This window comes from Paraburkholderia sp. SIMBA_054 (assembly GCF_046534875.1).
Taxonomy (GTDB): Bacteria; Pseudomonadota; Gammaproteobacteria; order Burkholderiales; family Burkholderiaceae; genus Paraburkholderia; species Paraburkholderia hospita.
This window is the reverse complement of record NZ_JAWRXV010000039.1, coordinates 47,176-60,817: the sequence shown is the minus strand read 5'-3', so window position 1 is coordinate 60,817 and position 13,642 is coordinate 47,176. Positions and strand designations below refer to the sequence as shown.

The following is a 13,642-nucleotide window of genomic DNA, read 5'->3' as shown; positions in this document are numbered from 1 at the left end:
TGCCGCCTGTTATTCGACACGGCCCAAAAATGCAGACGCTGTGGGCACGCTTGCGCTCGGGCAACTACGGCCGCTGCTCCGGCGTTGGAGCAGGCAACATGAAATAACGCCGGCTCAGCGGATTCGACGGGCTGGAGGGTCTCCTTGTTACTCGAACAGTCCGACGATGCCAGTCTGGAGATTTGGGCAAGCAGCCATTTGCCGCGCAGGCGGCTGACATGTGCCACGGCCAATATCGAAACCGGCTTGCGGAGCCGGCTCACGTCACGATCGCGGGCCAGGGCCGGGGATCGTTAGGTACGCGAGCCGTTTCGCTTCCAGCCGGCCTTTAGTGACCGTGTCCAGAATCAGCCCGCAAACCAGGAACAAAAAGCCCACGACGCTCAATGCGACGCACAGCAGGGCGGTCGGCACGCGTGGCACCAGTCCCGTTTCGATATATGTTTCCAGCAGCGGCACAGCAAGTCCGACAGCAAGCAACATGCTGAGGACGAAGCAGATACCGAAGAACGCGAATGGCCGTTCGAGCTTGAACAGCCGCAGGATTGTCACAAGGATGCGAATGCCGTCACGGTACGTGTTCAGCTTGCTCTCCGACCCTTCCGGACGGCTGCCATACCGCGTTTCAATTTCGGCGACGGGCATGCGCAATTCGAGGGCATGGACTGCGAGTTCTGTTTCGGTTTCGAAGCCTTGCGCGTGCGCTGGGAACGATTTGACATAGCGCCGCGAGAAAATCCGATAACCCGACAGCATGTCTTTGAAGGTTCTGCCGAAAATAGCGGCGGCAAACCCAGTGAGCATAACGTTGCCGAACCGGTGACCCGACCGGTATGCGGTGACTTCGTCGGACACACGGCTGCCGACGACCATATCGAGTCCCTCGTCGAGCATCGCTTCGATCAGACGGGGCGCGGCACCGGCGTCGTACGTGCCGTCGCCATCTACCATGACGTACACATCGGCCTCGACGTCCGCAAACATCCGACGAATGACGTTGCCTTTGCCTTGCAAAGGAACGCGGCGAACGTGGGCTCCAACGGAGTGCGCGACCTCTGACGTGCCATCCGTCGAATTGTTGTCGAAGACGTAGATTTCGGCTTCCGGGAGATGGCGCCGGAAATCCTCGACCACGCCCGAGATGGTTTTCGCTTCGTTGTAGCATGGCACGATGACAGCAACTTTTTGACCCACGTTCCCCTCGTATGTGAAATTTTATGGCGCATGTCATCGCCGCAACGCGGCGAATTTGGCCAATAGATAAGCTTTTTTGAGGCTCGCGATTTTACCTTTTGCGGCTGTAAAGCTCCACGAGTTCCCTGTCGCTGTGGACATTATGGAAGTGTCCACTTGACTGAACCTTTATTTATGGTTAGGGCTGTGCGCGAAATGGAACGGGTTGGCCGCAGTTAAGGGTTGCGGTCGCATCGGGCAGAAGAGGTGGGGACATGGTTGAAGAAAAGAGTTGCGCCGGATCGTGCCCGCGATCCGGCGATGCGGACGACTCCCTCGCTATGCTGTATGTGTTCGCAACCAGTCGCGTGCGCGGCCCAGCAAGCTCGGATGATTCTGCTGTACATCGAAATTCGCGCCGGCGTCCTTGGAGCCGCGCCGTACTTCTTCGATTTGCTTGACTTGCTTGGCCGTCAGTGCCTGCAGTCGCTCGACTTCCGCCTGAAGGCTTTGCGCCCACGCTGTGCGTTCGATGACCGTGGCGTATTCCAGGTAGCTGCGTGCGGCATCTCGTCCAGCGTGATACATCAGCGAGCCGGCGTTGCCATCCCGAAGCACAGCGACATTTTCAGGAAGTGGGGACCAAAGCCGCTTTTCCAGCAACTCCTGTGGAGACTGCCTAGTCTTCTCTGACTGAAACTCAAGCAAAAATGCCCAATGGCGACCGGGTAGCGGAATGACCTCAAAACCATACGGCTCGAAGATTCGTTGGGCGCCCGCGATCGAGTATGCAACGACGTGCCCACGTCCTATCGGATCGAGATAGCCTGGATCTTCGTTTTTGACAAACGTCGGTTGGCCGGAATTGATCAGGTAGAGCGCTCCCGGAGTGGATACCTGGGCCATCTGTTTCGCGAGGCCATTCAGCATCGACGGCGTGAGATGCTCGATGACTTCCACGCACACGCCCGCGTCGAAACGCTCGCCCGAGTCGCCGATCGAGCACACCTTATAGTTGGGGTGGCGCGTTCGAAGAGACTCGTCAGGTGGAAATAACTCTACGCCGTAGAACATGTCGGCAGCGTCGGGCAGTGCACTGGACGCAGCATCGAGCAGGTAGCCCGGGCCCGAACCAATATCGACGAACCGCCGAACGGGAATTCTGCAATAGAGAAACGTTTCCGCTATGCGCTGGAGCGATGAGCCGTACGAGCGCTCTCGCGCTGCGTGTAATTCCGATTCCCAATACGAATGCTGATAGTTGGAGACGCGGCCAGCTTCCAGATCACTCAGAAAAGCCGGATCGGCAAACAGCGACCCGCATGCTTCACATTCGAAATAATCGACCTTGTCGATCGTGCGAAATGGCACTGCTTTCGAGGAGCATACGACGCAATAGGTCACAGAATTCTCCAGAGAATACGGTTCGGTTAGACCATATCCCGCATCTTACAAAAGATGCAACCCTGGAAGGATTTGAAAAATGTATCAGGGCGTAACGACAACTGTCATGGTTCAGTTCCGCAAACGAACAGGGACAACGGTGCGATGCAATGCAGGGCATCCACTCGCCGAAAGCGCGCCTTCTCATCAAATCCGGACGTCAGGCACGAATCTGGGTATTGGACGACCCGCGGAAGGTCCGCGTCAATCGATCCCAAAAGCGGTTATGTATTGGACGAGCATCCTCGGTGGTCGATGCCGTCTCGCGAGCCGCCGCAAACATCCTTTTGGCCTGCGTATAAAGCAGAAGATCTAATGCATTGCACTCGAGTAAATTGCGATACAGTGTCTGGCCGAGATGTGTCTCAATGTGGTTCAGACGCTCGGATAACGTCGGGTGACGCCCCGGCGTGACGTTCTGATTGAGGTGGTCGATCTCTATCTCGCCAACATGCGGCGTAAGTTGCTGCTTGATTCTGACGAGCGACTCGTCGAATTCTTCGACGATGCCGAAGAACGGCAGCGCCGTCAGCCGTGCCAGCGCGTTTTCATAGTCTTCATGCGTCGCGCGAGCGGTGCGCATGTCGGTTTGCGCGTTTGCTAGGTGAATCACATGGAAGTTGCGACATACAGCGGTAGCATCACCGCTGATTACCCAGCGTGCAAACTCGGCGATGCCGCCATTGCGTGCGATCGCCACGCTCGGGCTCATGCTGTCCTCCGGCTGCCGGCGCTCGAACTCATAGACTGAGGCGAAGCGGTCGATCGGATGTCGGATGAACAGGATCGGGAAAAACTTGATCGACTGATGCTGCGGCAATGGCAGGCGTGCGTGATGGCTGGAAATGGCTCGCACCGACGGATTGTTTGCGGCGAATTCAAGAACCTGTTCCGGCTGAAGGGTCGACCATGGCAGCGGGCCTTCGACGTGTCCATGCTGGTCGCCGGTGAAGTTCCGCTCTAGGATGCTGTCAACCGTTGTGCCGGCGTTCTTGAAGAGGTGGTAATGGACAATGACCGTCCGCATGCTGTTGATGTCTTTCATATCGTGCTTTAACTGGCCGAGAAATTGCGGAAGTGGTCGGCCCGGATTATAACGAACCGCGGAAATCTGGCGTGAGACCGGCGCGACCGCCTATATGCTCAATTAGGAGAGTCAAGGCAATGCAGTAATTTAGCCGATTTAAAAAGGACAGATCGTGCGTTTGTACTTGCGCGTATTGCGGCTCCTTACTTTGGAAATTTTCCATTCGACTCGTGCCAAGATGAGAGCCTCAGTGTCCCAACACGCTCGACGGGCGGCGTGTGGTTTTCGTGCTGAAGCCTGTTGGTTTCCCGCCGATGGTGTTCTCGGGGGCCTGCTGGACGGGTAACATAGCGGGCCTCGCGCTGTAAGGCGGGGCTTGCGGCGGTTCTCCGGGAACCGGGCGCGGCATTCAAACTGAAGGGCGGAGCGGGTTTATGGTTGGGCAGCCGGGGACCAACACGCCGAGCTCGATATTTAAAATTGTCCTGAGATGAAACAAAGAATCCCAAATGTCGCTGCTGTCATTGTTCTCATGCTCATTTTTTGGGCGGGAATCTGTTATCGCATTACCCTCCCGGGAATATATATGGATGCGGTCAATCCCGACTATATTGCCGCGCGCGTCCTGTTTCCCGCGCTGAAAAATCCGATCTGGGTGTTCCCAACAGTGGCCTTCCCGATTTTGGGAAATTTGTACCACGGTGTCCAAAATCTTTACGTCGATATTGCGGTTTTTAAAGTATTCGGAATAAGCGTCGAGACTCTTCGCTGCGCGCAGGCGCTTTTTGGTGCGGGAATCATAATATTCTCCTTCGGTGTTGGTGTAAGGGCTACCGGCAACCGGATCGTATCGTTTGCATTTTCGGCGCTTCTTGCGCTCGACATCGCCTTCATCAGTTCGTTCCGCACGCAGTTCTATATCATTCTTGGCGGAGAGATGTGGCTGTTTGCCAGCCTCTACGTGCTGTGGGGCAACACGAAGAGCGGCTTGTTCTGGTCGGGCGTGTTTTATGGATTGGCCATATACGGATACTTCGTGTTGGGCTTTTTTGCTCCCGCGATGGCAGTGCTGGTTCTCACTAGATCCGATTCGCGGCCGTCCCGCTGGATCGCGGGGTTTGCCTTGGGGATGCTGCCGTATCTGATTGGATACGCGTTCCTTGCCCTTCGCTTAGGCGGTCTTCACGAGACTCTGAAGTGGATGGCTGCGAAGACGCAAGGGTTAGCCCCCTTATCGTCAAAGCTTTCCATGATCGACAGCGTTCGATATACGCTTCACATGGCCTTTCTGGCGTTGTCCAATATCGGAAACGGACTCATGACGCTTGGCGCCGGCAGTGAGGACTGGTGGGTCAAAGCCAAGGTGGCTTTCTTTGTTGCTGTCGCGATCGTCGCGCTAATAAGGCTGCGCCGTTCCAGAGCCATGCTCTTGGTGCTGCTTCCGATTTCATACGTAGCCGTTGCAGTGCTGCTGGGGAACAGACTTTGGGTGCATCATTTCGGTGTCCTTGCGCCGGTCTTCTACTTGCTATGCGCTGCAGTTTTGGGCGACATGGCCCGCAGCGGCGTTTCGCGTGGAGTGGTGATTGGCGTGTGTGTCCTGTTTGCCGCAGGAAATATCTCGCAGAGCAGCGGTTTTTTCCGCGAACTCGAAATTACGGGCGGAGCAAATCGGGCGACGAGTGCACTTAATGATTTGGCCGCCGATGCCGTTAATCGTTCTGACACGTTGTATGTCTTTCCGGACTGGGGCTTCTTCATGTCGTTCGCGCTTCTGACAAAAAATCAGATTCCATACGTCATTGACGTCGATCAGATTCAAACCAGAAAGGCTAATTCCCGGCATATTGAAGTTGCGTTCTGGTCGAAAGACGACACGGGAAGATATATAGATGTGCTTGCTCAAAATGGCGCGGTGAATATTCGCAGCGCCCGATATTTGACCCGGAACGGAAAGGACGCGTTCTTTACCGTAACCGGGGATCTGCAACCCTAACAAAGTGGGCGTGGGATCGACGCGCCTCGCCCGCCCCATTCTGGTGCGTAACATTTCGAAACCCCGGTTGCCGAATGCCCATTTTTTTAGCAAACTTCTGGCTTCGATGTGACCCCCATCCCAAAAACTAAAGTGTCGCGACAAGACACGTTGCATTTTCCACATGAATACTACGCGTGAGCCAGGTAATGAGATCGAGGGTCTCTCAGTGTCTGTGGTCGTCTACCGGCCGGACATACAGCAACTCGCGCAGACGCTGAAAAGCCTTGCCGCCGCTTACGATGCGCTCAGAGAGATGCATCCCGCGTTCACACTCGACGTCTGTCTCGTCGACAACGGTGGACTGCCTGACATGACCGCTGCCTTGGGCGCCCTGAACGCGCATGGCGCAACCTGCTCGGTCATTGCCGGGCAGGGCAACGTCGGCTACGGCCGCGGCCACAATCTGGCGATCGAGCGCGCGGCGACCCGCTATCACCTCGTACTGAACCCGGATATCGACCTCGACCGGCAGGCGCTTGTACGCGCGGTGGAGTTCTTCGAAAGCCACCCTGACGTCGGCCTGTTGACACCCCGCATCGGCGACGAAGCAGGGCACATCCAGTACCTCTGCCGCCGCTACCCGACGCTCCTCGACCTGTTCGTACGCGGCTTCCTGCCCGCGAGCGTACGGCGGTTCTTCGCCCGCCGCCTGGCGCGCTACGAAATGCAGGACGTGATCAACGAACGGGACATCGTCTGGGACCCGCCCATCGTCAGCGGCTGCTTCATGCTGTTCAGAACGAGCGTGCTGAAAAAGCTCGCTGGCTTCGACCCACGCTATTTCCTCTATTTCGAGGATTACGACCTGAGCCTGCGCACGCACGAAATCACGCGCATCGCCTATCTGCCCGCCGTGCGCGTGCTGCACCACGGCGGCGGCGCGGCCCGCAAAGGCTCCGTGCACATCCGCATGTTCGCCGCGTCCGCGGTCAAGTTTTTTAACCGCTTCGGCTGGAAGTGGCTATGAGTCATGTCGTCGTGAGCGGGGCGAACGGTTTCGTCGGACGCGTGCTGTGCCGCGCGCTGCTCGAAGCGGGACATCGCGTGACGGGGCTCGTGCGCCGTGGCGGCGGCTGCTTCGATGGCGTGACGGAATGGATCGACGCGAGCACGGACTACAGCGGCATCGCGCACAAATGGCCCGCCGGACTGAACGCTGACTGTGTCGTGCATCTGGCCGCACGCGTGCACGTGATGCACGACACAGCCGCCGACTCCGACGCCGCGTTCCGCGCGACCAACGTCGACGGCACGTTGCGCCTCGCGGCGGCGGCGCGGCAGCATGGCGTGTCGCGCTTCGTGTTCGTGAGCAGCATCAAGGCGGTCGCTGAGGGCGATGATGGACAAGCGTTGCGCGAGAACGATACACCGCGCCCCGAAGACGCCTACGGCCGCTCCAAGCGCGCTGCTGAAGACGCACTCGTGCGTCTGAGCGGCGAGACGGGTCTGGAGATCGTGATCGTCAGGCCGCCGCTCGTGTACGGACCGCAAGTGCGCGCTAACTTCCTACGTCTGATGGACGCCATCTGGCGCGGCGTGCCGATGCCGCTGGGCGGCGCGAATGCGCGGCGCAGCATGGTGTATGTCGGCAACCTCGCGGATGCGCTCGTGCGTTGCGCGGTCGATCCGCGCGCGGCGGGCCAGTGTTTCCACGTCGCGGACAGCGATGCGCCGACCGTCGCGGAACTGGTGCGCGCGCTCGGGCGCCATCTTGGCAAGCCGGCGCGGCTGTTACCCGTGCCGGCCGCATGGTTGCGCGTGGCAGGCCGGCTGATGGGCCGCTCGGCTCAGGTCGACCGTCTGATCGGCAGCCTGCAGGTCGATACGTCGCACATTCGCGACGTGCTCGGCTGGCAACCCCCCTTCTCAGCCGACGAAGGTCTGGCGGCAACCGCCGACTGGTATCGTTCGATTCATTGAGCCCGCTCCCGCAGATGCAAGATTCACTGATGACCCCATGGACACTTCCGCTCGTCGCCGGCGTGGCTGTCTGCGTGTGCGCGGCGATCCTGTTTCTGTTGCTGAGGACAGGCCTTGCCTGGCGCCTCGCAACCGATATCCCGAATGACCGCTCGCTCCACGTACGTCCGACGCCCCGCGTCGGCGGCTGGGGCATCGTGCCCGTGGCCGTCGTGGCGATGCTGCTAGTCGCGCCGTCGCTGTGGTTCGCCGCGCTGGCGATGGCGTTCCTCGCCGCCGTCTCGCAGGTCGACGACCGCCGCGGATTGCCCGCGCGCGTGCGCTTCGCCGCGCATCTGATCGCCGTCGCCGCGCTCGTCGCGCTGTTTCCTGCAGCCGCGCCATGGTGGGCGCTGTGTGCGCTGGCATTTTTGATGATCTGGCTGGTCAATCTCTATAATTTCATGGATGGTGCGGATGGCCTCGCGGGCGGCATGGCGCTGTTCGGCTTCGCGGGCTACGCGGCTGCGGCGCTCCTCTCCGACCATCCGATGCCTGAACTGGCCCTGGCATCGCTGGCGATTGCGGGCGCCGCGCTTGGCTTTCTGTTCTTTAATTTTCATCCGGCCCGTATTTTTCTTGGCGACGCGGGCTCGATCTCGCTAGGCTATCTGGCGGGCGCGCTCGGTTACTGGGGCTGGCGCGGCGGCGCGTGGCCCGTGTGGTTTCCGGCGCTCGTGTTCGCGCCGTTCATCGGCGATGCGTCGGTTACCCTTGCGCGGCGTCTGATGCGCGGCGAAAAGTTCTGGCAAGCGCACCGCGAGCATTACTATCAGCGGATGGTACGTTCGGGCGTCGGTCATGCCGGCACCGCGTGGGCCTGGTACGCGGTCATGATTGTCGGCATAACGCTTGCATTACTTGTACTCGGCCGTTCCCCGGCCGTTCAGTGGGGCACCGTCGCAGGGTGGGCCGCCGTGCTGGTCGTCATCGGATTCATCGTCGACCTGCGCTGGCGCCGGTTCCAGTCAACACTGTCCCAACAATCCGAGGTATGACGCTGATGCTCAGATCCAAAGCCACCTGGCTATCCTTCAGCGCTTTCCTTTTCGACCTGGCCGCCGTCTCCGGCGCGTGGCTGATCGCCTACGTGATCCGCTTCAACGGCGCCGTGCCCGCCGATTTCCGCGACGGCGCGCTACACGCGCTCATCTGGGTGCTGCCCGTCTACGGCGTGATGTTCCGCATCTTCGGCCTGTACCGGGGCATGTGGGTATTCGCGAGCCTGCCCGACCTGATGCGCATTTCGAAGGCGGTCGCGACGGGCGCCTTGCTGTCGATGATCCTCGCGGTGATGATCCAGCCCGTGCCGATCGTTCCGCGCTCCGTGCTGCTCGTGTCTCCGCTGTTCCTGTTCCTCGCGATGGGCGGTTCGCGCGCGCTGTACCGCGCGGCGAAGGAGTTCTACCTGTACGGCGGCCTCGTCGCGCAGGGCAAGCCGGTCATTGTTATCGGCGCAGGCACGGCCGGCGCGATGCTCGCGCGCGAGCTGTCGCGCTCGAGCGAATGGCGGCTGATCGGCCTGCTCGACGACGACGTCTCGAAGCAGGGCCGCGAGATATACGGCTACAAGGTGCTTGGCTCGATCAACAAGCTGCCCGAAATCGCCGAGGCGACAAAGACCGAATACGCAATCATCGCGATTCCGTCGGCGCCCGTCGAGCAGCAGCGGCGCGCGGCCACGCTGTGCGTGCGCGCCGGCGTGCGCGCGATGGTGTTGCCGGCGCTGACTGATGTCGGGGAAGGCCAGGCGTCGCTGTCCCGCGTGCGCCACATCGACCTCGAAGACCTGCTCGGCCGCGAGCCGGTACATATCGACACGCCGCACGTCGAAGCGCTGCTGCATGCGCGCGTTGTGATGGTGACAGGCGCTGGTGGCTCGATCGGCTCGGAACTCTGCCGTCAGATCCTGCGTTTCGAGCCGGCGCAGCTGATTGCCTTCGATATCTCCGAGTACGCGATGTACCGGCTCGTGGAGGAGCTTCACGAACGCTTCCTGGGGCTGTCGATCGTGCCCGTGATCGGCGACGCGAAGGATTCTCTGCTGCTCGATCAGGTGATGGCCCGCTATACGCCGCACATCGTCTACCACGCAGCGGCCTACAAGCACGTGCCGCTGATGGAAGAGCAGAACGCGTGGCAGGCAGTGCGCAACAACGTGCTCGGCACGTACCGCGTGGCGCGGGCCGCGATTCGCCATGACGTGAAGCGCTTCGTGCTGATTTCGACCGACAAGGCCGTCAATCCGACCAACGTGATGGGCGCGAGCAAGCGGCTCGCCGAGATGGCCTGCCAGGCGCTGCAACAGACAAGCGCGCGCACGCAGTTCGAAACCGTGCGCTTCGGCAACGTGCTTGGCAGCGCGGGCAGCGTGATCCCGAAGTTTCAGCAGCAGATCGCGAAGGGCGGCCCCGTCACCGTCACGCACCCGGAGATCACGCGCTTCTTCATGACGATTCCCGAAGCCTCGCAGCTCGTTCTGCAGGCGTCGAGCATGGGCCATGGCGGCGAGATCTTCATTCTCGACATGGGCCAGCCAATAAAGATCGTCGACCTCGCGCGCGACCTGATCCGGCTCTACGGCTTCACCGAAGACCAGATCCGCATCGAGTTCACGGGCCTGCGTCCCGGCGAGAAGCTGTACGAAGAACTGCTCGCCGACGAGGAAACGACCACGCGCACGCCGCATGCAAAGCTACGTATCGCACTGGCGCGCGGCGTCCCCGACAATCTGCTCGACGAGCTGCTGCCGTGGTTGATGCAGCATCGCGTGCTGGCGGACGACGAAGTGCGCCGCGATTTGCGTCGTTGGGTCGCCGAATATCAGCCGAGCTTAGCCGCGCCGCCGCTGCGCAGCGTGCCGCCGCTTCCGGGTAAGCGGGCTTCGATGTAATGAAAAAGGCGCCGAGGCGCCCTTTTCGTCTTCGTCGTGCAATCGGGTGCCGCGACATGTGTGCGATAAAATAGCCGCGCTTCGCGCAGTCCGCCGTCGCGCGCGAAGCCCGTCATTATCATCATCCATCACCCTGCCGATGTCCCCTTTATGATTGGCTTTGTCTACTTTCCGGCAGCGACGACAGCAGCGACTACGACACTCGCAGGACGGGCCGTCGAATGAAGCGCGAACTACTCCGCTTCGCCATTGCCGGCGTAATCGGCCTCGTCGTCGACGCAGGCGTGCTGTACGGGATGCTCGCGCTCGGCGCGGGCTATTTCGTCGGTCGCGCAGTCTCGTTTGTCGCGGCTGTCTGGTCAACGTGGCAGTTCAATCGACGCTTCACGTTCGTCCAGGGCAGCAACAAATCCGCGTGGGCCGAGTGGTGGCACTACCTGTTCGCGATGCTGGGCGGCGGCGTTGTCAACTACGCTGCCTATAGCGCGACGGTCCTGATGCTGCCGAAGACCGCGCTGCTGCCGCTCATCGCCGTTGCCGTCGGTTCGCTCGCAGGCATGACGGTCAACTTCGTCAGCGCGAAGCTGTGGGTGTTCAAGGCCCGCCCGTGACGCCCCGTCCCGTGACGCCGCATCTTCAAACGAGGGCCGCGTTGCCCACCGTGCGCCGGCGCATCGTCGATCTCCGCTCGCGTCGCGCGATGACGGCCGCATGCGTGATCGTTCCGCTGCTGTTCGGGCTGTACTCGCTGCTGCTCGGCGCCGACGCGAACTGGGACCTCTACAACTATCACCTGTACAACCCGTTCGCGTGGCTGCACGGCAAGCTGCAGACCGACCTCGCTCCGGCAGGCATGCAATCGTATTTCAACCCGCTGCTCGACACGGCGCTGTATCTGTTGAATACGCATCTGCCGTCGCGAGTCGTCGGGTTTCTGCTCGGCGTGTTGCATGGCTCGACGTTCGTGCTGATCGTCGCGATCGTACGCGAAGTATGGCCGTCCGCGTCCAGCGACGATCGCTACCGTCTTCCCGTTCTGATCGCCGGGGCCGGCTGCCTCACCGCGAACTTTCTGTCCGGCCTCGGCAATTCGATGGGCGACGACACGACGGCGCTCCTCGTGCTCGGCGGCCTGCTGGTGGCGCTCTCGAACTGGCGGCGGCTCGGCGAGCACACGGCGGGCGCGTTCGCGGCGTCGATCCTGAGCGGCCTGCTCGTCGGTTGCGCGACGGGCCTGAAGCTGACCAACGCGGTCTTCGCCGTCGCGCTGTGCGTGAGCCTTCTGAGCTACCCGGGCACGCTGGGCGCGCGCGTGCGAATCGCGTTTCTGTTCGGTGTGGGTGTGCTGCTCGGCATGGCCGCGACGACGGGCTTCTGGATGCTGCATCTGTGGCAGCAGTTCGGCAACCCGCTCTATCCGCAGTTCGGCAAGTTCTTTCCCAATCCGCTGACGGCATCCGCCGCGCAAGGCGACGTGCGCTGGCTGCCGCGCGATCTCGTCGAGACGCTGCTGTGGCCATTCATCATCGCGGCGGATTCGAAGCGCGTCGGCGAAACCCCAATCCGTCAGATCATCTGGCCGATCGTCTATGTCGTGCTCGCGTGGTGGGTGTTCGCGCGCATTGCGCAGCGCTTCAAGAGCCAGCTGCGCGCCGCCCTGGAACCGAAACAGCGGCTCGTGGTGCTGTTCGTCGCGCTCGGTTTCGTCGTGTGGATGAAGCTGTTCAGCATCTACCGTTACATCGTGCCCATCGAAATGCTCGCGCCGATGGTGCTCGTGCTGTTGCTCGACCGGTTGCTGCCCGCCCACATCGCGCGGCGCGCGGCGGCGTGGCTGCTTGTCGCCGCCACGGCTGTCGTCGCGACGGGCGGTGCCCGCACGTGGGGACACGAAGGCTGGGCCGATCCGCTCTACCACGCGCAGCTTCCGCCGCTCGCTCAGCCAGAGCGCACGACGGTCGTCATCAGGAGCGCCACGGCGGGCTGGGCGTGGATCGCGACGCGCTTTCCCGACACGGTTGCGTTCACGCAGATCGACAGCAGTTTTCCCGCCAGCGACGCGTTTCGCGCCCGCATCGTGGCGCTCGCGCGCGAACGCGGCGGCCCGACGTTTGCGTTGATCGACGGCGCACACAACTGGCGCGAGGACAATGTCAGCGGCGTGAACGACGTTGCCTCCACGCTCGGGCTGACGCGCTCGGCGCGCGGCTGCAGTACGTTGCGTTGGGCGGTGTCGAAACTGCGTCTGCATGCGGCCGTCGAAGGCCCGCGCGACGCGTCCGAACAGTGCCGGCTCGGCCTGCGCGCCGACGACCGGTTCGATCTCGCGGCCCGCAACCGCCAGCTCGCCGCCGATGCCGCTGGCGCTTTCCAGCGCGCCGGCTTCAGCTTCGACGTGGCCGCCTGCACGCCATATGAAGCCGGGATCGGCAAAGGCGTGCTCGCGTGGCAGTGGTGCCGCATCAGTCCGCGCTGAAGTTCACGCTAAGGTTCGCGCCATGGGTGCGCCGCCCGTCGACGATCCTCGGCATACTTCTGAAAGGGTACCGTCTCGTCTGAACGCTGCAGCGCGTGAATTTATTCACGTTAGACTTCACGTGCACACCGTTGCTGATTTCATCAACTATGCCGTCTCTTCCACACCGCTGGTCATTTCGGCGACGTGAACCGGACGATGCTGATATAGAGCCAGATATAAGTCAGCGCGAACACCATGACAAAGCAGACAAGATGCAACGTGTGCCGCCAAAACAGCGTAGCGGGAACGACCGCGATCAGGTATAGCAGCCACAGATACGGCGACGTCAGCGAATTGCGCCGCGTTAGTTCACGCGTCTTCCTTGCGCCAACGGAACACCTCACCAGCCGCTGAGAGACGAGCATATGCAGATGCACGCCATCGGGAATCCCACGCGACATCCCGCGAATGAAGTTCTTCCGGTAGATCGAGAAGCACGTCTCGAAGATCGGATACATGAAGAGCAGCACGGGATACCACGCCGACACATCCCGATTGCGCATCACGAGCACGATCGGCAGTTCGCCAAGCATGAAGCCGGTGAAGTCCGCGCCCACGTCGCCGAGACGGCGCCGTAGCGGCCGTTGTTGC

At 61.3% G+C, this 13,642-nt stretch carries 10 protein-coding genes and 1 pseudogene; 7 read left to right on the top strand and 4 right to left on the bottom strand.

All coding sequences use genetic code 11. The features are described 5' to 3' along the window. Nucleotides 1–264: 264 nt before the first annotated feature. The 3 genes from SB822_RS36090 to SB822_RS36080 all read right to left on the bottom strand — a co-directional run bounded on the left by SB822_RS36090 (nt 265) and on the right by SB822_RS36080 (nt 3,661). Nucleotides 265–1,194, bottom strand: a complete 930-nt coding sequence (locus SB822_RS36090) for a glycosyltransferase (RefSeq protein WP_410856792.1) — start codon at nt 1,192–1,194, stop codon at nt 265–267. 318 nt (nt 1,195–1,512) lie between these two features. Beyond that, complete coding sequence (locus SB822_RS36085) at nt 1,513–2,577, bottom strand: methyltransferase domain-containing protein (RefSeq protein ID WP_410856791.1); 1,065 nt, start codon at nt 2,575–2,577, stop codon at nt 1,513–1,515. A 199-nt stretch (nt 2,578–2,776) separates the two neighbouring features. Then, the gene (locus SB822_RS36080; RefSeq protein WP_410856790.1) at nt 2,777–3,661 is read right to left on the bottom strand and encodes a sulfotransferase family 2 domain-containing protein; all 885 of its coding nucleotides are present in this window, start codon (nt 3,659–3,661) and stop codon (nt 2,777–2,779) included. A 568-nt stretch (nt 3,662–4,229) separates the two neighbouring features. Between SB822_RS36080 and SB822_RS36075 the strand changes: the two genes are divergently transcribed. The 7 genes from SB822_RS36075 to SB822_RS36045 all read left to right on the top strand — a co-directional run bounded on the left by SB822_RS36075 (nt 4,230) and on the right by SB822_RS36045 (nt 13,009). Further along, nucleotides 4,230–5,639, top strand: a complete 1,410-nt coding sequence (locus tag SB822_RS36075) for a hypothetical protein (protein ID WP_410856789.1) — start codon at nt 4,230–4,232, stop codon at nt 5,637–5,639. 163 nt (nt 5,640–5,802) lie between these two features. Beyond that, nucleotides 5,803–6,648 carry a glycosyltransferase family 2 protein gene (locus tag SB822_RS36070; RefSeq protein WP_410856788.1) on the top strand — a complete coding sequence of 282 codons (846 nt, stop codon included), beginning with the start codon at nt 5,803–5,805 and terminating at the stop codon, nt 6,646–6,648. Then, nucleotides 6,645–7,601 carry a UDP-glucose 4-epimerase family protein gene (locus SB822_RS36065; protein ID WP_410856787.1) on the top strand — a complete coding sequence of 319 codons (957 nt, stop codon included), beginning with the start codon at nt 6,645–6,647 and terminating at the stop codon, nt 7,599–7,601. The genes SB822_RS36070 and SB822_RS36065 overlap by 4 nt, the downstream gene beginning before the upstream one ends. A 29-nt stretch (nt 7,602–7,630) precedes the next feature. Next, nucleotides 7,631–8,638 carry an MraY family glycosyltransferase gene (locus SB822_RS36060; protein WP_410856786.1) on the top strand — a complete coding sequence of 336 codons (1,008 nt, stop codon included), beginning with the start codon at nt 7,631–7,633 and terminating at the stop codon, nt 8,636–8,638. Nucleotides 8,639–8,643: 5 nt separating this feature from the next. Continuing rightward, nucleotides 8,644–10,533 carry a polysaccharide biosynthesis protein gene (locus SB822_RS36055; protein WP_410856785.1) on the top strand — a complete coding sequence of 630 codons (1,890 nt, stop codon included), beginning with the start codon at nt 8,644–8,646 and terminating at the stop codon, nt 10,531–10,533. 221 nt (nt 10,534–10,754) lie between these two features. Then, entirely contained in the window at nt 10,755–11,144 is a 390-nt protein-coding gene (locus SB822_RS36050) for a GtrA family protein (RefSeq protein ID WP_090836338.1), read from the top strand. After that, on the top strand, nt 11,141–13,009 hold the full coding sequence (locus SB822_RS36045; RefSeq protein ID WP_410856784.1) for a hypothetical protein: 1,869 nt from the start codon (nt 11,141–11,143) through the stop codon (nt 13,007–13,009). Before SB822_RS36050 ends, SB822_RS36045 begins: the two co-directional genes overlap by 4 nt. A gap of 173 nt (nt 13,010–13,182) precedes the next feature. On the opposite strand, the pseudogene SB822_RS36040 reads toward SB822_RS36045, so the two are convergent. After that, a pseudogene (locus SB822_RS36040) lies at nt 13,183–13,617 on the bottom strand (glycosyl transferase); the annotation flags it as partial. Between the last annotated feature and the right edge of the window lie 25 nt (nt 13,618–13,642).

Coding starts and splice junctions, on each gene's coding strand:
- SB822_RS36050 (WP_090836338.1), top strand. CDS start 10,755: ATGAAGCGCGAACTACTCCGCTTCGCCATTGCCGGCGTAATCGGCCTC.
- SB822_RS36080 (WP_410856790.1), bottom strand. CDS start 3,661: ATGAAAGACATCAACAGCATGCGGACGGTCATTGTCCATTACCACCTC.
- SB822_RS36075 (WP_410856789.1), top strand. CDS start 4,230: ATGGATGCGGTCAATCCCGACTATATTGCCGCGCGCGTCCTGTTTCCC.
- SB822_RS36055 (WP_410856785.1), top strand. CDS start 8,644: ATGCTCAGATCCAAAGCCACCTGGCTATCCTTCAGCGCTTTCCTTTTC.
- SB822_RS36060 (WP_410856786.1), top strand. CDS start 7,631: ATGACCCCATGGACACTTCCGCTCGTCGCCGGCGTGGCTGTCTGCGTG.
- SB822_RS36065 (WP_410856787.1), top strand. CDS start 6,645: ATGAGTCATGTCGTCGTGAGCGGGGCGAACGGTTTCGTCGGACGCGTG.
- SB822_RS36070 (WP_410856788.1), top strand. CDS start 5,803: ATGAATACTACGCGTGAGCCAGGTAATGAGATCGAGGGTCTCTCAGTG.